Here is a 19,123-nt window from a genome sequence, read left to right as displayed (position 1 = left end):
ACCCTGCCTGACTGCTCCCCCGCCCGGACGTGATGATCGAACCCTTTGCGGTTGTTCAATGTCCCTTGGGGACGCGACGTTTTTTGCCAAGGATCGATATGACCAACCTCAACACCCAAGCGACCTTCGTCCCCGGACGTCTGGAACAGATGTCCACCCGCATCGCCTTTTTCATCGCAGGCTTCGGCATCGCGGCCTGGGCGCCGTTGGTGCCTTACGCCAAGGCGCGGGCCGGGCTGGATGAAGGAACCCTTGGGCTGTTGCTGTTGTGTCTGGGGGTGGGCTCGATTCTGGCGATGCCGATGGCCGGGATTCTGGCGACGCGCTTCGGCTGCCGTCGGGTGTTGAGCGGCGGCACCTTGTTGATCTGTGCGGCACTGCCGCTGTTGGCGACGGTGTCTACGATTCCGGCGTTGATCGCGGCGTTGTTCATGTTCGGCGCGGGCCTGGGCACGGTGGATTCGACGGTGAACCTGCAAGCGGTGATCGTCGAGCGGGTCAGCGGCAAGACCATGATGTCGGGTTTTCATGGGCTGTTCAGCCTCGGCGGGATCGTCGGCGCGGCGGGTGTCAGCGCCCTGCTCGGTTTGGGTTTTTCGCCGCTGGGGGCGATGTTGGTGGTGATCGTGATTCTAGTGCTGGCATTGCTTAAAGCCGCGCCGCACCTGTTGCCTTACGGCAGTGAAAGCTCCGGCCCGGCATTCGCCGTGCCCCATGGCATCGTGCTGTTTATCGGCGGGATGTGCTTCATTGTGTTCCTGGCCGAAGGCGCGGCGCTCGACTGGAGCGCGGTGTTCCTGGCGCAGGAGCGCGGGATCGACACGGCGTATGCCGGGCTGGGTTATGCGGCGTTTGCGCTGACCATGACCGTCGGGCGCTTGACCGGCGACAGAATTGTTCGGCGTCTTGGTTATACGCGGGTGATTGTGTTCGGTGGGCTGACGGCCGCGGCGGGCCTGGCGCTGGCGACATTTGCCCCGAGCTGGGAAGCGGCACTGGTGGGGTATGCGTTGCTGGGCGCTGGCTGTTCAAACATTGTGCCGGTGCTCTATACCGCCGTGGGCAAACAGACCGTCATGCCGGAAAGCATCGCCGTGCCGGCCATCACCACTCTGGGTTATGCAGGCATTCTCGCCGGGCCTGCAGTGATCGGCTTTATCGCCCACGGCAGCAGCTTGAGTTTTGCCTTTGGGTTGATGGCGGTGTTGCTGGTGGCCGTGGCGATTGGCGGGAAGGTGTTGAAAGTTTAAAAGCATCGCGGGCAAGCCCGCTCCCACATTTGATCTGCGTCGTACACAAATCTTGTGTTCACCGAAGATTTATTGTGGGAGCGAGCCTGCTCGCGATGAATTCACCTCGGTCAATCAGAACCCGACGCTGGCCTGCACAAAGAACGTACGCGGTGCGCCGACGTACATCCCCGAGTTGTTGTCGCTGGAGCGGGTGAAGTACTGCTTGTCGAAGATGTTCTTCACCCCTGCCCCGACTTTCAGGTTCGACAGTTGCGAGCCAAAGTCATACCCGCCACGCACGTTCCAGGTGACGTAACCCGGGATGTCGCCGTACTGGCCGTCCGCGCTGCCTTCGGTGATGTAGTTGCCGCTGAAGCTGCCATCAGCGTTCACCGCGGTGCCCGGCGAGCGCTGTTTGGACTGGGCAAAGGCATCGAGGTTGTAGGTCCAGCGGTTGATGTCGTAACGCAGCCCGGCAGTCGCCACCTGACGCGAGTAGAACGGTAGGTCACGGCCCTTGAAGCCTGGAATCTCGCCTTCATAAACGGCGCGTGTGTAGGTGAAACCGGCGTTGGCGGTCAGGCCGTCGAGCCGTGGGTCCAGTGCCGCCATGTCGTAGTGCACCGAGGCTTCAAGGCCCTGGTGCGTGGTGGCGCCGAGGTTGGTCCAGCCCACATCGTTGCTGATGTATTGCAGTTCTTTATCGAAGTCGATGTAGAACAGCGTCACTTCCCCGCCCCACACGTCATCGTTGTAGCGCGTACCGATCTCGTAGGTCTTGGCCTTTTCCGGGTTCAGGCCATTGGCGGTGTTGTCACCCGAACCACCCTGACCGAGCTGGAAATATTGCAGGCTGCCGAACGAGGTTTCGTAGTTGGCGAACAGCTTCCAGGCCTCGGACATGTGATACATCACGCTCAGGGCCGGCAGCGGTTCGTTGCTGTCGATGCTGCGGCGTTTTTCCTGCACAGGTTTGCCGGCGGTGTCGAGAACCGGTCGGTCGTGCCATTCGGTGCTGATGCTTTCAAAACGGATGCCGGGGGTCACGGTCCAGTTGCCGACGTCGATCTTGTCATCGATGTACACGGCGTGGGCTTCGGTGCCGCCGGTGCGGTCCTGGAACACATGACCATCGGAGGTTTTGGTGACCACCGGCTGATTGTTCACCAGCGCCAGGCGGCTCGCCTCTTCATGCATGCCCTCTTTCAGGTAGCGATAACCGACGCTGGCTTCCTGAGTGGTCGGGCCCAGATCGAATACATGGGACACCCGCGGTTCGATGCCGAAGGTGTAATAAGTACGCGGATAGGAGCTGAGGGTTTTCTGGTCGCGAGCGGCGATGGTGCTGCCACGGAAACTGTCGGAATAGTAGGTCAGCACTTCGGCCTGGGTGCGGTCGTCGATCTGCCGAATCCACTTGAAGGACACATCCTTGCGACGGCCGCTGAAGTTGTCATGGTCACGATCGGACTGGAACGGATCGGCATCGTACTGCTTCTGCGTCAGGCCGCCGGGCATGTCGGCGCTGGCGTCGTAGTAATGGAAATTGAGGCTGAAATCGTCCTGATCGGTGGGTGCCCAATGGGTCTTGAGGATCACGTCGTCGATGTCATTGCTGTTGTTGCTTTTACGATAACCGTTGCCGTTCACCCCGGAATACAACAGCGCCACGCCCATGCCGTTATCGGCGGTGCCACCGAGAAACGCGGTGTCGATGTGTTTCCAGCCACCGCGCTGAGTGGTTTCCAGGGTGGTGCCGATTTCACCGGTGGCTTTCTCCGGGATCGCGCGGGTAACGAAGTTGATCACGCCACCGACGTTCTGCGGTCCATAACGCACGGAACCGGCGCCGCGCACCACGTCGATGCTGTCGAGGTTGCCGGAGGAAATCGGCGCCATGGACAGCTGCGGCTGGCCATAAGGGGCGAAGGCCGCCGGCACGCCGTCGATCAGCACAGTGGAGCGTGGCGACAGGCGTGAGGTCAGGCCACGCACGCCAACGTTCAGGGAAATATCGCTGCCGCCGGTGCCGTTGGCATCCTGCACTTGCACGCCGGGTACACGACGCAACACATCACCAACGTTCATCGCGCCCTGCTCGACCATGGCTTCACGACGGATCACCGTGCGCGCGCCGGGATGGTTTTGCACCACGGCGGCGTCGGCATCACCGAGCCAGTCGCCGACCACTTTGATGTCCGTCACGCCCAACTCCAGCGGACCGTTGGCGGCGGAAGTCGGGGCTGGCATCAGGGTCACCGAGCCTTCATCGATCTGGTATTGCAGGCCGCTGCCTTGCAGCAATTGGCGCAAGGCTTGTTCCGGCGAGAGATTGCCGTCGACCGCCGGGGCTTGTTTGCCGGCCACCAGTTCAGGGCTGAAAAAAACCTGCAGCGAGGTTTGCTGGCCCAGCTGACTCAAGGCCTGGCCCAACGGCTGCGCCTGAATATGAATGGTATCCGCAGCGAACGCCTGGGGCAGCGCCGAGCTGACCGCCAAGGCGAGAGCGAGGGGCAGCCAGGATGATTTGTTATTTTTAGCGGTGGTTTTCTTCACGTCGAACATTGTCCTGTGGATCGCAAAAGTGTGCGGCTGTTAATGCAAACCAGTTGCAGTTGGACAAGAAGACGAAGAACTCGAAAAAAACCTGAATCTATCGGGCAATTATTTCCTGACTGCCGTCATCGAGGGTCCGAATGGCCACCGGCAGAATGCTCGGCAAGGCCTTGAGCAGCGCGTCGGTGTTGTCGGATTTGAACACACTGGTCAGGCGCAGATTACCCACTTTGGCGCTGCCGACCGTCAGCGGTTTTTGCCGATAGCGCGACACCTCTTCGGCCACCTCGCTGAGGCTGGCGTTGTTGAACACCAGTTTGCCGCTGCGCCATGCGGTCAGTTCTGCAGGGTTGACCGCATAAGCGGCGGCGACAATGCCCTGGGCATTGACGCGAGTACCGAGGCCGGCGGTGAGGCTGATGAAATCAGCGCCGTCACCTTGAACCTTGACCGTGCCCTGTTCTACGACGACGCGGGTTTCGGTGCTGTCGCGACGCACGTCGAAACGGGTGCCGGTGACAGTCACTTTGCCGCTACCCGCCTCGACCACGAACGGTCGGCTGCTATCGTGCTCGACGCTGAACATCGCCTCGCCTTGCGTCAACTCGATGCCGCGACGATCTTTTTCATAGCGCACCTGCACCCGGCTACGGCTGTTCAGATCAATCACCGAACCGTCCGGCAACGCCACATGACGACGTTCGCCAAGGGCCGTGGAATACTCAGCCGTGTAGGTCGCCGGAGGGTTCAAGCCACTGAACAGCCCCAGGCCAAGCGCCACCGCCAACACACTGGCGGCCACCGCATAACGCACCAGCGGACGACGTTTGCCGCGGGCCGGCGAAGTTTCGCACAAGGCGTGCAAACGCTTGGCCGGCAGCAGATCGGCTGCCGCCCACAGGCTCTGGAGCATTTGATATTCGTCGCGATGCTGAGGGTGTTCGTCCAGCCAGCTCTCGAAGCCACGCTGTTCTTCGGCGTTGACGGCAGGCTCCTGCAAACGCACAAACCACCGCGCCGCGTCGTCGCGAACCGTTGTTTGCCCGCACGCACAATCACGAGTATCCATCATGGAAAGTCCTGTTGGGCTGGGGATGAGAAGGCGCGGCGAATCATGGCTGTAACCCGTCCAGGCGATCACGCAAATGCCGCAGGGTGCGGATCATATACTTTTCCACCATGTTCTTGGACAGCCCCAAGCGTTCGGCGATTTCGGCCTGGGTCAGGCCTTCGATCTTCTGCCAGACGAACACCTTGCGGCAGTTGACCGGCAGCTCGGTGAGCGCCCGTTCGATGGAATCGGCCAACTGGATCGCGTGCATGAAATGCTCCGGGTCGCCGGACGACGACACACTGTGATCAATCGCCTCCGACTCCATGGCGCCCCGCCGATCCTCACGCCGATAACCGTCCACCGCAATATTGCGCGCGGTCTGGTGCAAATACGCCCGAGGTTGTTGCACCGCCGCCGAATCGGACTCAAGCACCCGCACGAAGGTGTCGTGGGCCAGGTCCTCGGCCTGCTGACGATTTCTCAGGCGACGGGTCCAGGTGCCGATCAACTCTTCGTAATGCTCGAAAAAGCCGTGTCTGCGGGGCAGCTTGGGGGTCATTGCGGTGTGCTGTGGAGATGAGGCGCGAATAGTAATGCTTCCTATTAACCGGAAGCAATGGATTCCCTCGATCCCCCGTGTTGTGACCCCGTCGGAAGACTGGATGGGATGTTGAATCAGTATCAAAAAACGAGGGCGGGCGGCCAAGGCGTTCGATAAAAGAAGTCCGCGATGCGTCCTCTAACTCAAAGCCAACCTGACCACCGGCAGCCTAAACCCATTGCCAGAAAATATTACTAGCGTCATATTGCATCCATAATAAAGCATCATTTCTCACAGGTACTTCTCTATGACCAGCATGCCCAGCCCTGAACCCGACCTTGCTGTCGCGATGAACACACCCAAGCCTCCCCTGCTTAAAAGGCTGCTCTTGCTGACGGTGGCCATCGCGGCGCTGGTGTTTATCGGGCTGTACGCAACCCATTGGTGGACCGCCGGCCGTTTCATCGAAGAAACCGACGATGCCTACATCGGTGGCGACGTCACGGTGATCGGGCCGAAGGTCGCGGGGTACATCGAACAGGTGCTGGTCACCGACAACCAGAAGGTCAAGGCCGGCGATGTGCTGATTCGGCTCGACGCCCGCGACTATCGCGCCAACCTGGCAAAGGCCGAGGGTGCGGTGGCTGCCGAAGAAGCGTTACTCGCCAACCTCGACGCCACCGAACAACTGCAACACGCGGTGATCGGCCAGGCCCGCGCCGGCATCGATGCCACCGGCGCCGAAACGGCCCGCTCGCGGGACGATAACGCCCGCTACAAACGCCTGGTGAACAGCAATGCCGTCTCGGTGGAAAGCGCGCAACGGGCCGACGCCACTTTCAAGACTGCACAGGCGCAGAGTGCCCGGGCTCAGGCCGAACTGCTGGCCGCGCAACGTCAGTTGAACGTGATAGAAACCCAGAAGCAGCAAGCGCGCGCCGCGTTGATCCAGGCGCGGGCCGAGCGTGATCTGGCGCAGTTGAACGTCGGTTACACCGAGTTGAAAGCCCCCGTCGACGGCGTGATCGGCAATCGTCGGGCACGGGTCGGCGCTTACGCTCAGGCCGGTTCGCAACTGTTGTCGGTGGTGCCGGCCAGCGGACTATGGGTCGATGCCAATTTCAAGGAAGATCAGCTGTCGCGGATGACGCCAGGCCAGCGCGTGATCGTTCATGCGGACGTGCTCAAGGGACGTGAATTCCACGGTCATCTGGACAGCCTCGCGCCGGCCAGCGGTTCGCAGTTCAGCGTGCTGCCACCGGAAAACGCCACCGGCAATTTCACCAAAATCGTTCAGCGGGTGCCGGTGCGAATCCTGCTCGATCCGGCCGACGGCGTGCTCGGTCATCTGCGTCCCGGTCTGTCGGTGACGGCCGAAGTGGACACCCGCGCCGAGCCTGAAACCCCGACCGTGGCCAGCGCGCCATGAACCGCGCCCTCGCCGCCCCTGCGCAGCCGTTCAATGCCGCCAACATGGCGACGGCGACCAAGGTGTTCGCCTTCGCCACCATGTGCATCGGCATGTTCATTGCGCTGCTGGATATCCAGATCGTCTCGGCGTCGCTGCGTGACATCGGCGGCGGGCTCTCGGCCGGCACCGACGAAACCGCGTGGGTGCAGACCAGTTACCTGATCGCCGAAATCATCGTGATTCCACTGTCGGGCTGGCTGTCCCGGGTGTTCTCGACCCGTTGGTTGTTCTGCGCTTCGGCGGTGGGTTTCACCTTGGCCAGCCTGCTCTGCGGCGCGGCATGGAACATCCAGAGCATGATCGCCTTCCGTGCCCTGCAAGGGTTTCTCGGTGGTTCGATGATCCCGCTGGTGTTCACCACCGCGTTCTTTTTCTTCACCGGTAAACAACGGGTGATCGCCGCCGCAACCATCGGCGCCGTGGCCTCGCTGGCACCGACGCTGGGGCCGGTGATCGGTGGCTGGATCACCGACATTTCGTCCTGGCACTGGCTGTTCTACATCAACCTGGTGCCGGGGATTTTCGTCGCGGTGGCGGTACCGATGCTGGTGAAAATCGACCAGCCGGAATTGTCGCTGCTCAAGGGCGCCGACTACCTGAGCATGCTGTTCATGGCGGTGTTTCTCGGCTGCCTGGAATACACCCTCGAAGAAGGCCCGCGCTGGAACTGGTTCAGCGACAGCACGATTCTGACCACCGCCTGGATCAGCGGCCTGGCCGGATTGGCTTTCATCGGTCGAACCCTGCACGTGGCCAATCCGATCGTCGATCTGCGTGCCTTGAAAGACCGCAACTTCGCCCTCGGCTGTTTCTTTTCATTCGTCACGGGGATCGGCCTGTTCGCGACGATTTACCTGACGCCACTGTTTCTCGGCCGGGTGCGCGGTTACGGCGCGCTGGACATTGGCTTGGCGGTTTTTTCCACCGGGGTGTTCCAGATTCTGGCGATTCCGCTGTACGCCTTTCTGGCCAACCGCATCGACCTGCGCTGGATCATGATGACCGGCCTTGGGCTGTTCGCCTTGTCGATGTGGGATTTCAGCCCGATCACCCATGACTGGGGAGCTAAAGAGTTGATGCTGCCGCAAGCCTTGCGCGGGATCGCTCAACAACTGGCAGTACCGCCCGCGGTGACCCTGACCCTCGGCGGACTGGCGCCCGCGCGGCTCAAACATGCTTCGGGGTTGTTCAACCTGATGCGCAACCTTGGTGGCGCGATGGGTATCGCCGCGTGCGCCACGATCCTCAATGACCGCACCAACCTGCACTTCACCCGGTTGGCGGAGAACCTCAACAGCACCAACGAAGCGCTGAATCAGTGGCTGTCCCAGGTCGGCCATAACTTCGCCGCCCTCGGCCAGAGCGGTGACATCGGCGTCACCGCCAGCCTGCGTCAGTTGTGGCTGCTGACCTACCGCGAAGCGCAGACGCAAACTTATGGCGACACGTTCCTGATGATCATGGTCTGCTTCATCCTCGCCACGGCGATGGTGCCCTTGATGCGCAAGGTGCAACCACCGGCCGCGCCGAGTGCGGATGCTCATTAAGGCTTGCCCCCGTTGGGTCGCGAAGCGGAAAGCCTGGCTCTCCTACAGGGTCTTGCGTCGTTCGCAATAATTACACCCGACACAAAATCTGTAGGAGCGAGGCTTGCCCGCGAATACGCCGGCTCAGACACCCGAAATCTCTGAAACTAATCCGCTGCTGACTGCGCCCTCAACCGTCGCCCAATCACATCCAGCACATCGCACCCATCCCGTAACGGAATGGCGCAGAGCAAGGCAAAGTCACTGAGAATCATCGAATCGCATTCGACTGAGCCGCGCATGGACATGTTTTCGAGCACCTGCGTTACGGCACGAATTCGATAGCTGGCGGCGTCGGTCAGGATATCCAACGGCGCGTGGGTATCGACGAACAGAGTGGGCATGTCGGTGCAATTGCTGGTGAGCGCCATGAAGCGGCTTTTGGGGTGGGGAATTGGTTTTTCGTAGGGTGGATCGGGGTGAAGATTTTCCATTTGAGATGCTCCAAGGAAGAAATGGAGCTGCCTTAGGCCTTCCTACAGGCTAGGGTGGCAGCTATGCACGGGGTAGGAATATCGAGACCCTTAGAGCAAAACTCGACCACGCCGAAGCGTGCCCGCGCATAGCCGCCGCAACAGATATTACGGACGCACGTTAACGGCCGCAAACCAAGCATCGACGTCAATGTAGCTCTAACGGTATTGAAGGGTTCCTACACCCTGCCACTGAATCTTCAGTGACCACCAGAGACTATCGATGGAAAACATTTCGCACCAGTTCATGGAAACCGATACGAGTTGAAGGAAACTTCCGACGACCTTGTCCAGAAATTTCGCAGCATGTACGACCATCAACGTAACTAACCGATAGTCGTCCAAGTGGATTGATCTTCAAGGCTGGCTTTTTGAAGGTCGTCTTCCCACACAACAGTTGCCAAGCGAAAAACGTCTTAAAAAAATGCCCTGGTATTTTTCATCTTATCCCACCTATCAGGAAATGATGAATACACCTCAGAGTCATACTTCAGCAATGATTGGAAATCATAATTTCTGTCCTGAAGAGCTTCCTCCAGACATTTGTAGAGTAAAAATCTTTGCCGATATGATCGCTTTCTGGGTAGGTAATATTTGAGAATTAGCTCCTCCCTGCCCGTCGGATCATTAGGATCGAACCCCTCCAATTCCCCACCCAGAGTCTCTTCACGATCATAAATATCAAAACACCCCAAAAAATAAGAGAGTGCAGGGATATACGGCCGCCCAGTTCCAAGATCAATAAGAATTTTTCACTCTAAATTGGACATAAAGCAAAAAGTGGACGGATTTATTTGTAGCTGTTCATCCTCCCAACTATTTTTTTCGACACCAATTGAAAACTGCTGAATCTCTTCAGATACCTGTCGGAAATACATTTATATTCTTAACCTTTAAATCCACGAACACCGAATCAGCTTCCGCACATCCAATCAACTCAATAAATATTATTGACCCACCCACTTCAACAACTGCGCCGCCCTCCATATCATTTGAAATCAAAGTCCCCGTCATAGTTACGATGCCATCCATCACTCCAATAGAGTGAGCGTTATTGAGCGAAGAGCAAGCATTCTCTCCCCAAACAAACTCATCATTGATTTCTAATTCGACATCATACTGTTCACCAACTTTCGGTGGGGCAGCACGCCAAACTGCGATTGCGGCCCCGACACTGGTTGAAAACCCAACTAAAACTTCTTTGGCAACAAGAATCACGAGATCTATGGTTATTTTCATACTTATTTCTTCAGTAATGGGACGCGGACAACGGTATTTTCAACGTTCATAACATTCTCCCTTAACTGGAGTATCCACTTCTCCTCGTGGTAATGATGCTTACTCGGCTTGCCACCCATTTCATGTGCCCCGTATCGAATGCTTCTCTTACCGTCCGCTGAAACCAATCTGTCAGAATCAGGAAGATTCGTCCTTGGGTGATTGTTTGTATAGGGACCCTCACCTAAAAACTCTTCCCACCTATTGGTGGCATCCTGGGGTTTAACTGGCTTATTCGCATAAGTTTCTTCGTGATATCCCATCTGAGGCGTATCACGAGACACCTCCGGCAATTGAGGCTCCCCGTCAGCTACCGCCGTATCCGACGGATCCTGCTCTTCCACCGACGGCTTTTCACAACCATCGCCGCCGGGGCAAGTACTCAACCCCAACGGATCAACCCACCCCGTCGGATTCGGCGTGTACTGGTACTGGTTCAGCCCACCCGCCAACTTGATCGGGTCCGGGGTCAGGTATCGCCCAACGTCCGGATCATAGTAGCGATGCCGGTTGTAATGCAGGCCGCTCTCGGTATCGAAGTACTGGCCCTGAAAGCGCAGCGGCTGCTCGAGCTGCTCGCCCCCGCCCAGCGCCAGACGCGTGACTTTGCCGTAGGCGTTGTACTTCGCCGACCAGACAATCTCGCCACCGTAATCCGTCAGTTCCTGCGGTGTGCCGAGGTGATCGAGTTGGTAGTAGAACGGGCAGGCCTTTTTCGGGCCTTTGCCGTCGAGCATGGCTAACGGGCGAAAGCTGCCCGGTTCGTAGAGGTAGCTGCGGTAGTGCTCGCGGCTGCTTTCAGCGACGAGGTTGTCACCCTGCCAGAAAAACTCGGTGGTATGGCCGTCGACGGTTTTCTTGATGCGGCGGCCGAAGGCGTCGTAGCGGTAGCTGGCGGTGCGACCGTCCGGCGTGGTGACGCCGACCAGTCGGTGCTGGCAGTCGTAGCGGTATTCGGTGACGAGTTTTTGTGCGGTGCCACGGCGTTCGCTGATCAGGTTGCCGAAGACGTCGTAGTCGTAGTGGCGGTCGCCTTGCATGAGCAGGCGATAACCCCGCACTTTCGCGCCGCCGGGACGGTCCTGCATCAGCAGGTTGCCGGCCGGGTCGTGGGCGAAGCTTTCCGGTAGGTCGTCGCGGGTGTGGCGGACGCGGGTCAGGCGGTTGAGGGGGTCGTACTGGTAGCTGCGCTGGCCGTGGCGGGTGTCGGCGATCTGGTCGAGATTGCCGTTGGCGCTGTAGGCATAGTCGCGGCGGTAGAGGTTTTTTTGCTGTTGGCTGACGGCGTGGGCCTTCAAACGGCCCTGGTCGTCGTAGGCGTATTCGCTGAGCAGCAAGCCTTGCTGGCGGTTTTGTTCGCGGTCGAGGGTAAATTGGTGACTGGTTAGCCGCGCACCATTGAGGTCGATGGACGTCAGCGCGCCGCCCTTGGCGTGGTGGTAATCGAGTTTGCTGCCGTCCGGCAAGCGCAGGCGGTTGAGCTGGCCACAGGCGTCGTAGCCATACCGCAAGGTGCCCCAGCCCTGATGCTCGGTGATCAGGCGGTCCTGCTGGTCGTACTCGAATTCCAGCGGATGGTCGTGGCCGTCGTCGACGCTGGTCAGTCGACCCAACGAGTCGTAGCAGTATTCGACCTTGATACCGTCAGGCAGGGTCTTGGTCAGCAAACGCCCAACTGAGTCCCGCTGATAGCCGGTGATTAGCTGCGAGCCGTCGTCGCCGAACTCGGTTTTCTCAAGCAGATGACCGTTGAGGTCGTAGACGTACGCGGTGCGACGGCCGTCGAAGCCGGTTTCCTGTCGGATCAGGCCGTTGGGCGTGTAGTCCAGGCGATATTGTTCGCCAGATTCGTTTTCGATTTCCGTCAGCAACAGCTGCGCGTTGTCGTAGCGGTACTGGAGCTGGGTGCCATCGGGGTTGATCCGGCGGCTGACCAGGTGCAGGTCGTCGGCGTATTCGTAGCGGGTGACGCGGCCCAGTTCATCGCGTTCGGCGGTGATCTTGCCGTAGGCGTTGTAGCTGAAGGCGCGAGTGGCACCGGTAGGCAAAGTCGTCTGGATCAGTCGGCCGACGGCGTCCCATTGGTACTGGGTGACGGCACCGTGTTCGTCCTGACGGATCGTCTGCCGCCCCAACGCATCGTAGGAAAAGCGCCGCTGACCGCCGTCCGGCAACGTTTCCTCGACCAGTTGGCCCAAGGCATTCCAGACAAACACATGCCGACTGGTGTCCGGGTAGCGGATCGACAGCAGCTGACCTTTTTCGTCGTAGTGATAGTGGGTGACCTGACCGTCAGGATCGGTCGCTTCCGTGATGTCGCCTTGGGCGTTGCGCTGGTATTTCCACACGGCTTGGCCGCGATAGCGCGCATGCAGGAAACCGTTGCGATACTCGTAGGCCGTTGGCTCGTCTTCCGGCGGAATCAGCGCCACCAACCGTCCGACTTCGTCGTAACGGTATTCAGTGAAGGCGCCGAGCGGATCCTGCTCGGCCACCAAGCGGCCCTGATCGTCATAGGCCTTGAGGTGTTCGCCACCGTCCAGCTCGACCTTGCGCACCAGCCGTGCACGGTCGTCGTGGACGTAAACCTCTTCGCTGCCATCGATGTTCTGGACGGTGACGCTGCCCTGGTCATCCCAGACGTAGCGCGTATCCATCTGCGAAAACGACGCCCAGTGCCGGATGCAGCGTGCCGCTTTGCCGGACCCTTCCCACGCCCAGAAGAAACTCGCCCCACCGGCCAGTTGCCGCTGCAGGATGACGTGCTGATCATCGTAGTCGTAACGCTCGCTTTCCCCGACGGCGTTGCTCGCTTCGATCAGTTGCGCGCATTCGTCGTAGCGGTAACTGGCCAGCGTTTGTTCGGTGTACCAGGCCTCGGCGAGGGTCTGCGCCGGAACGAAACGCTGGTAGTCGACGGCGATCAGATGAGCGCGGTCATAGCGCAACCGCAAAGCGCGGCCGGCACCGTTGTCGAGGCGCTGGATGCGCTGCTGGCGGTCGCGGGTGATGCGCAGGCGGTTGTCGTAGGCGTCGCTGATCGCCGTCAGCCGACCGTTGTGGAAGTGGTAGAAACGCGCGTCGTCGCCAGTCTGGGCGAGGATCAGTTCTTCGGGTTCAGCGCCGAGATAAATCGCCGCGCGCGAGAGGCTGTTGTGGATCGCCGGGCGTTCATGGTTCGGGAATGGAAACGGGGTACGGCGGTTTTCGTGGTCGATCCAGATGACCTGATCGCCGTCGATTTCCAACCGATGGGCCAGCGAATGACTCCAGCCAAAACCCAGCCCGCAGTCGATCTCGGCGGCGCTGGTTCGATAGAGCCGGGTGAAGTTGAACGGCAGGATGCCGTCCAGCGAACCGTCGGTGAGGGTCAGCAGCTCTTCGCCGGTGACCATCGACACCGGGCAACCGTTCTTGCAGGTGGACGGCACGCAAGTGGCGCTGTCGCCATTGGGGTTTGTTGCCTGTTTCGACGCGTCATCGTGGTGTTCGTTTTGCTTGAGCGTGGTGTTGCGTTTGGCATCCCAGCGCAGTTGCATCCGACCTTTTTTCAGACCCGCTGCCACACCGCGTGCGGCGACTGCTTTGTACTGGTCGACGTACTTCATGAAGGTGTTGAGGATATTGAAAGTGGCCTCGACGAAACGCATCGCAAGGCCAGCCAACAACGCCCCGTACTTAATCCCACGAAGTGTGAGATAGGCCTTGGCGGCGGTTATACCGACTCGCGTGAAAGCCAGCGCTGAAGCAATCAGAATATCGATCAGCACCGAAACGATGACTTGGCTGGTCACCTCCGCCGAGTTGCCGGCGATCTCGCTGGGTGGGAGCATTTCCAGCCAGAGACTCGCGGTACGCAGCAGTAAACAGAGCGCCGCTTCGTCACTCGCCAGTAGCTGGACTTTGGCCATGACCTCCGGCGCCGTCTCCGCAAGCCTGGCCAATTCATCGGCGCCGCTGCCCAGCCGTTCAGCGAACTTGCGGGGATCCTGAAGAATGTCCGAGAGCAGGCTGAGGCTGTCCCAAACACCGATGACCGCCGCCCAACTGCCCGCCAGCATGCCGTTAGCGGCGGCCGCAAAAGTCGACTGCGACCATTGTGGTTTGAACCCTTCCCACTCCTTGCGTAGCCAGCCCTCCAGCTCGGTGGTCAGGCCTTTGTAGGAATCAAAAAGCTCATCGATTTTCGAGGGTGCAACTTCACCCTGGACATGAACGCGGTAGAACTTGCCGGGTAAGCCTTCGAACTGCCCTTTGCCGTTTTCATCGAGCGTGACCGGCGTCGACTTCTCCCCATCCATAGCGATCACATCGACCTGAATATTCCCCAACGGAATGTCGTAAACCGATTCGAACTTGCTCTCGATTTCCAGAATCCCGCCTTTCGGGCACTGGACGACGGTGGAGATAAAGTCGTCGTCACCACTGCTGACAGCGGTGCTGGAACTTCCGAATCGGATGATCCGTTCCATGCCCATCAGTGACGGCAGATCCGACACGTGGCTGGCCTGGTCGGCGGTCTGGCTGAGCCAGTGATTGAGCTGTTCGCGATAGAGCGAGAGGGTGTGCGAGAAGCTGTCGAGTTCCTGCTCGATGCGGGTAACGTGCTCCATCAATGCACCGCAAAGTACGGAGTTGCTGGAGAAAAGGAGTCGAACATGAGCAATCCCTCGCGCAGAAAATTAGGCGCGGGGACTTTGCGGGGGATCGATCAGGAAAGAAGTCGGGAAAGGTGGAAATAGCTGTAGGGGGATTCGCTGATTAACAGCGACTCAATAACGCGTAATCCTGGTGGGAGCGGGCTTGCTCGCGAAGACGGCAGCACAATCAATATTGATTTCGCCTGACATGCCGCTTTCGCGAGCAAGTCGGATCGCCGCACCCGCTCCCACAGGTTTTGCGTCTTAACTGACTGAAATTAGAGCCAGGGCGTTACGTCTGAGGCATTTTGCGAAAACCCACGGCCAGCCGATTCCAGCTGTTAATGGTGGAAATCGCCACGGTCAGGTCGACCATTTCCTTGGGGCTGAACTCGGCGCTGAGCAGTGCGTAGTCTTCGTCCGGGGCGTGGGTCAGGCTCAGTTGGGTCAAGGATTCGGTCCAGGCCAGTGCGGCACGTTCACGATCGGTGAAGAACGGTGCCTCGCGCCAGGCCGTCACGGCAAACAGCCGGCGTGGCGTTTCCCCACCCTTGATGGCATCGGCGGTGTGCATGTCGATGCAGAAGGCACAGCCGTTGATCTGTGATGCGCGCAGCTTGACCAGTTCGATCAGCGACTTTTCGAGCGGCAGCTTCGAGACGGCGGCTTCCAGGGCCATCATGGCTTTCAGGCCGTCTGGGGAAGCGGTGTAGAAATCGATACGAGGTTGCATGGTGAGCTCCAATAACAGGTGGGGTTGGCGCTACGTTAATGCCGACCTGAGGTTGTACAAATAGCCAATTATTGGGAAGTTGAGGATGCCAATAGACCAGAAGATTTTCAGTGACTGTACCGGCGCTTTCGCGAGCAAGCCCGCTCCCACATTGGACTTCGCCGGACACAAAACCTGTGTTCACTGAAGATCTAATGTGGGAGCGGGCTTGCTCGCGAAGGGGCCCGAACAGGCAACCAACACATCAGCCGCTACGCTTGCGCAACCACTGCAAAAACCCTTTTTTCTCCACCATCTTGGGTGTTTCCTGAGCAAACGTCTGGGCCTTTTGCAAACGGAAATCGAGCAAAGTCTTCATCGCTTCGCTGATGTCATGCCGCGCCTCCAGGCACGGTTTGAGGTATTCCTTCTCGATCCGGTACAAACTGCAAAAAGTCTTGGCGCTGATGTCCGCCGGCACTGACGAGTCAGACAGTATCCCGGCCTCGCCAATCACCTCTCCCGGCCCCATGCGTCCGGACTCGAACTTGACCCCGCCACGGCTCAGTTCCACCGACACCACGCCTGATTCGATAATGAACAAATGATCGCTGACCTCCCCCGCCGACAAGATCATTTCCCCGGCGCGGAAGGTTTGCAGGGTCATGTTCTGGCTGAAGGCTTCCTTCTCTTCCTGGCGCAGGGTCGAGAAAATGCTCGAGCTTTCCAGCAATGCCAGTGGCCGTGACAGGGCCACGGGCGAGTTGGGCTCAGCGCTCGACAGCAAGTTGATACCCGATGCCTGCAAGTGCCGGAATGCCAAGTCGAACAGCTGATTGCGCACCACGCGCTTCTGATCCATGGAGACCACGAAACCGCTGATTTCGTATTCCGCGCCGGTGCCGCAGGAGGTTTTCAACGCCACGCTCGCCGCCGGTTTGTTCAACAGAAGACGACAGCCCTGCATGGCCCGCTCCAGCGCATCGATCACCTTTTGCGGACGAGCATGGGGGCTTACTTGCAAGCTGATCGACACCCCGAAAATGTCACTGGGTCGGCTGAAGTTGATGATCTTGGCCTTGGCCGCCAACGAGTTGGGAATCACCGCCATGCTACCTTGCGCGGTTTGCAGGCGCGTGGCGCGCCAGTCAATGTCGATGACCCGGCCTTCGGTGCCGTCGATGGAGATCCAGTCATCCAGTTGATAGGGTTTGGTGGTGTTCAGGACGATCCCGGAAAACACGTCGCTGAGGGTACTTTGCAAGGCCAGGCCGACAATGATCGCCAACGCACCGGACGTTGCCAGCACGCCCTTGACTGGCAGATCGAGAACGTACGCCAGGGCGGCGATGATCGCGATCAGGAAAATCACTGCGCCGAGCAGATCCTGCAACAAACGCCCGGTGTGCCCGACCCGTTGCATCATCACCGCGCCGATCAACACCGTCAGGGTGCGCGCGCCGAACAGCCACCAGCCAATTTGCAAACCGGTCGCCGCCAGGTGCAATGGCACATTGTCGGCCCAGGGCGCCGGCTCCATGGGGTTCAAGCCTTCGTTGAACAGCAGCATGCTGAACAGCGCGAAAATCACCAGCCGCACCACCAGTTTCCAGTTGCTGCCGCTGGCCGTGATCAAACGCCACAATCCCAGATCGATCAGGATCAGAATCAGCGCGCTGAGCAACGGGTGATCGGTAAGCAGTGACAGCATCAAGCAACTCCAGTAAGGGCCAATGGCGCGAAGATCTCACAGATTGGGCACAGTGTAGGAGCAATTGATGGCCTGAGAACAACACAAAACACTGTGGGAGCGAGCCTGCTCGCGATGGCGGTAGAACAGACACATTTGCAGTGACTGTCGGACCGCTATCGCGAGCAGGCTCGCTCCCACAGTTGATCAGTGTTTACTTGGCGTTAGTCAGGGTGTTGTAGCTTGTCATCAGATTGCGGTAGTCCGGAATGTGGTTGGAGAACAAAGTCGCCAGACCTTCCACGTCGTTGCGCCAGTCGCGATGCAGTTCACAGGCCAGGCCGAACCAGGTCATCAGTTGGGCACCGGACGAAGACATGCGATCCCACGCCGATTGACGGGTCAGTTCGTTGAACGTGCCGGAAGCATCGGTCACCACGAACACCTCAAAACCTTCGGCCAGTGCCGACAGCGCCGGGAACGCCACGCAGACTTCGGTCACCACACCGGCGATGATCAGTTGTTTCTTGCCAGTGGCCTTGATCGCCTTGACGAAGTCTTCGTTGTCCCAGGCATTGATCTGGCCTGGGCGAGCGATGTACGGCGCGTCCGGGAACAGTGCCTTGAGTTCCGGCACCAGCGGGCCGTTGGGGCCGGTTTCGAAACTGGTGGTCAGAATCGTTGGCAGCTTGAAGTACTTGGCCAGGTCGGCCAGGGCCAGCACGTTGTTCTTGAAACGGTCCGGATCGATGTCGCGCACCAGAGAAAGCAAACCTGCCTGATGATCGACCAGCAGAACGGCGGCGTTATCCTTGTCGAGACGTTTGTAGGAAGTAGTCATGGGGTAATCCTCGCTTTTTATCGATGCCGAACGGGCCGGCGGAAGTGAACTCTGATTTTTCGTTTAAACGTGGCCAGGCAAGCGTAGTCAGCCAAACCCGGCACGCCACAGCGCAACAACAATGATTTCAATCACTCATCCGGCCAAAGCGTCCCGACTGGAAGTCGGCAAAGGCCTGGTGAATTTCCTGCTCGGTGTTCATCACGAACGGGCCGTGGCCAACAATGGGCTCGTCAATCGGCTCACCGCTTAGCAGCAACACCACGGCGTCGTTATTGGCTTGCAGACTGAGCTGATTGCCATCGCGCTCGAACAACGCCAACTGCCCTTCCCGAACCAGTTCCACACCATTGACCTGAACCGTGCCGCGCAGCACCACCAGTGCGGTGTTGCGCCCTTGGTGCAGATCCAGGGTCAGCAACTTGCCGGCGTTCAAGCGAACGTCCCATACGTCGATTGGCGTAAAGGTCCGCGCCGGGCCGCTGTGGCCTTCGAACTCACCGGCGATCAAGCGCAGGCTGCCAGTGTTGTTCTTCAGTGGGATGCTCGGAATGTCAGCGTCGAGAATCGTCTGGTAACCGGGCTCGGCCATCTTGTCCCTGGCCGGCAGATTGACCCACAGCTGCACCATTTCCAGGGTGCCGCCGCTCTTGGCGAAAGCTTCGGAGTGGAACTCTTCATGGAGAATCCCCGACGCTGCGGTCATCCATTGCACATCGCCGGGGCCGATTTTGCCGCCGCTGCCGGTGGAGTCGCGGTGTTCCACTTCGCCCTTGTAGACGATAGTCACGGTTTCGAAACCGCGGTGCGGATGCTGACCAACGCCACGACGCTCGGTGGTCGGGGTGAATTCGGCAGGGCCAGCGTGATCCAGCAGCAGAAACGGGCTGATGTGTTTGCCCAGGTTGTCGTAGGAAAACAGCGTGCGAACCGGAAAACCGTCGCCGACCCAGTGAGGTCGTGGGCTGGTGTAGATACCGATGATGTTTTTCATCTTTTCCTCCAAATCTGTTTGTGACGCGATGGACAAAGCTTAAAACCGGCGCCTT

Annotated in this window: 13 protein-coding genes; 3 read left to right on the top strand and 10 right to left on the bottom strand. The window is 59.1% G+C overall.

Translation table 11 applies throughout. The annotated features are described in order from the left end of the window. The first annotated feature begins 98 nt into the window (after window positions 1-98). On the top strand, window positions 99-1,250 hold the full coding sequence (locus ACZ9IM_RS24295) for an MFS transporter (protein WP_476225152.1): 1,152 nt from the start codon (window positions 99-101) through the stop codon (window positions 1,248-1,250). 114 nt (window positions 1,251-1,364) lie between these two features. Here ACZ9IM_RS24295 and ACZ9IM_RS24290 read toward each other — a convergent pair whose 3' ends face one another. The 3 genes from ACZ9IM_RS24290 to ACZ9IM_RS24280 all read right to left on the bottom strand — a co-directional run bounded on the left by ACZ9IM_RS24290 (window position 1,365) and on the right by ACZ9IM_RS24280 (window position 5,401). Beyond that, the gene (locus ACZ9IM_RS24290) at window positions 1,365-3,788 is read right to left on the bottom strand and encodes a TonB-dependent siderophore receptor (protein ID WP_427624428.1); all 2,424 of its coding nucleotides are present in this window, start codon (window positions 3,786-3,788) and stop codon (window positions 1,365-1,367) included. Window positions 3,789-3,885: 97 nt separating this feature from the next. Beyond that, on the bottom strand, window positions 3,886-4,860 hold the full coding sequence (locus ACZ9IM_RS24285) for a FecR family protein (protein ID WP_427624426.1): 975 nt from the start codon (window positions 4,858-4,860) through the stop codon (window positions 3,886-3,888). A gap of 40 nt (window positions 4,861-4,900) precedes the next feature. Next, entirely contained in the window at window positions 4,901-5,401 is a 501-nt protein-coding gene (locus ACZ9IM_RS24280; protein ID WP_007907700.1) for a sigma-70 family RNA polymerase sigma factor, read from the bottom strand. Window positions 5,402-5,690: 289 nt separating this feature from the next. On the opposite strand from ACZ9IM_RS24280, the gene ACZ9IM_RS24275 reads away from it, so the two are divergent. Together ACZ9IM_RS24275 and ACZ9IM_RS24270 are read left to right on the top strand one after the other, a co-directional pair. Continuing rightward, window positions 5,691-6,812: an HlyD family secretion protein gene (locus ACZ9IM_RS24275; protein WP_476225151.1), complete on the top strand. Its 1,122-nt coding sequence runs from the start codon at window positions 5,691-5,693 to the stop codon at window positions 6,810-6,812. Continuing rightward, window positions 6,809-8,401, top strand: coding sequence for a DHA2 family efflux MFS transporter permease subunit (locus ACZ9IM_RS24270; RefSeq protein WP_476225149.1), 1,593 nt, complete (start codon window positions 6,809-6,811; stop codon window positions 8,399-8,401). The genes ACZ9IM_RS24275 and ACZ9IM_RS24270 overlap by 4 nt, the downstream gene beginning before the upstream one ends. Before the next feature lie 146 nt (window positions 8,402-8,547). Here ACZ9IM_RS24270 and ACZ9IM_RS24265 read toward each other — a convergent pair whose 3' ends face one another. From ACZ9IM_RS24265 to ACZ9IM_RS24235, 7 genes are all read right to left on the bottom strand, one after another. Further along, a complete protein-coding gene (locus ACZ9IM_RS24265; protein ID WP_123497913.1) occupies window positions 8,548-8,874 on the bottom strand; it encodes a hypothetical protein in 327 nt (108 codons plus the stop codon). A gap of 894 nt (window positions 8,875-9,768) precedes the next feature. Continuing rightward, entirely contained in the window at window positions 9,769-10,152 is a 384-nt protein-coding gene (locus ACZ9IM_RS24260) for a hypothetical protein (protein ID WP_476225146.1), read from the bottom strand. 2 nt (window positions 10,153-10,154) lie between these two features. Then, a complete protein-coding gene (locus ACZ9IM_RS24255) occupies window positions 10,155-14,804 on the bottom strand; it encodes an RHS repeat-associated core domain-containing protein (protein WP_476225144.1) in 4,650 nt (1,549 codons plus the stop codon). Window positions 14,805-15,123: 319 nt separating this feature from the next. Then, window positions 15,124-15,564 carry a carboxymuconolactone decarboxylase family protein gene (locus ACZ9IM_RS24250; RefSeq protein WP_123497921.1) on the bottom strand — a complete coding sequence of 147 codons (441 nt, stop codon included), beginning with the start codon at window positions 15,562-15,564 and terminating at the stop codon, window positions 15,124-15,126. 244 nt (window positions 15,565-15,808) lie between these two features. Then, window positions 15,809-17,254 (bottom strand): mechanosensitive ion channel domain-containing protein, encoded by a 1,446-nt coding sequence (locus tag ACZ9IM_RS24245; protein ID WP_476225142.1) that lies wholly within the window; start codon window positions 17,252-17,254, stop codon window positions 15,809-15,811. 193 nt (window positions 17,255-17,447) lie between these two features. After that, complete coding sequence (ycaC, locus tag ACZ9IM_RS24240) at window positions 17,448-18,074, bottom strand: isochorismate family cysteine hydrolase YcaC (protein WP_052963111.1); 627 nt, start codon at window positions 18,072-18,074, stop codon at window positions 17,448-17,450. A 127-nt stretch (window positions 18,075-18,201) separates the two neighbouring features. After that, on the bottom strand, window positions 18,202-19,068 hold the full coding sequence (locus tag ACZ9IM_RS24235) for a pirin family protein (protein ID WP_427624414.1): 867 nt from the start codon (window positions 19,066-19,068) through the stop codon (window positions 18,202-18,204). Window positions 19,069-19,123: the final 55 nt, after the last annotated feature.

It is taken from the genome of Pseudomonas sp. TE12508, from assembly GCF_056279485.1.
Note: the sequence above shows the minus strand (reverse complement) of the source record. Positions and strands in the feature narration are given on the sequence as shown.

What these genes read in the sequence shown, in the direction of transcription:
- ACZ9IM_RS24295 (WP_476225152.1), top strand. Translation starts at nt 99, where the DNA reads ATGACCAACCTCAACACCCAAGCGACCTTCGTCCCCGGACGTCTGGAA.
- ACZ9IM_RS24285 (WP_427624426.1), bottom strand. Translation starts at nt 4,860, where the DNA reads ATGATGGATACTCGTGATTGTGCGTGCGGGCAAACAACGGTTCGCGAC.
- ACZ9IM_RS24280 (WP_007907700.1), bottom strand. Translation starts at nt 5,401, where the DNA reads ATGACCCCCAAGCTGCCCCGCAGACACGGCTTTTTCGAGCATTACGAA.
- ACZ9IM_RS24275 (WP_476225151.1), top strand. Translation starts at nt 5,691, where the DNA reads ATGACCAGCATGCCCAGCCCTGAACCCGACCTTGCTGTCGCGATGAAC.
- ACZ9IM_RS24270 (WP_476225149.1), top strand. Translation starts at nt 6,809, where the DNA reads ATGAACCGCGCCCTCGCCGCCCCTGCGCAGCCGTTCAATGCCGCCAAC.
- ACZ9IM_RS24265 (WP_123497913.1), bottom strand. Translation starts at nt 8,874, where the DNA reads ATGGAAAATCTTCACCCCGATCCACCCTACGAAAAACCAATTCCCCAC.
- ACZ9IM_RS24260 (WP_476225146.1), bottom strand. Translation starts at nt 10,152, where the DNA reads ATGAAAATAACCATAGATCTCGTGATTCTTGTTGCCAAAGAAGTTTTA.
- ACZ9IM_RS24255 (WP_476225144.1), bottom strand. Translation starts at nt 14,804, where the DNA reads ATGGAGCACGTTACCCGCATCGAGCAGGAACTCGACAGCTTCTCGCAC.
- ACZ9IM_RS24250 (WP_123497921.1), bottom strand. Translation starts at nt 15,564, where the DNA reads ATGCAACCTCGTATCGATTTCTACACCGCTTCCCCAGACGGCCTGAAA.
- ACZ9IM_RS24245 (WP_476225142.1), bottom strand. Translation starts at nt 17,254, where the DNA reads ATGCTGTCACTGCTTACCGATCACCCGTTGCTCAGCGCGCTGATTCTG.
- ycaC (WP_052963111.1), bottom strand. Translation starts at nt 18,074, where the DNA reads ATGACTACTTCCTACAAACGTCTCGACAAGGATAACGCCGCCGTTCTG.
- ACZ9IM_RS24235 (WP_427624414.1), bottom strand. Translation starts at nt 19,068, where the DNA reads ATGAAAAACATCATCGGTATCTACACCAGCCCACGACCTCACTGGGTC.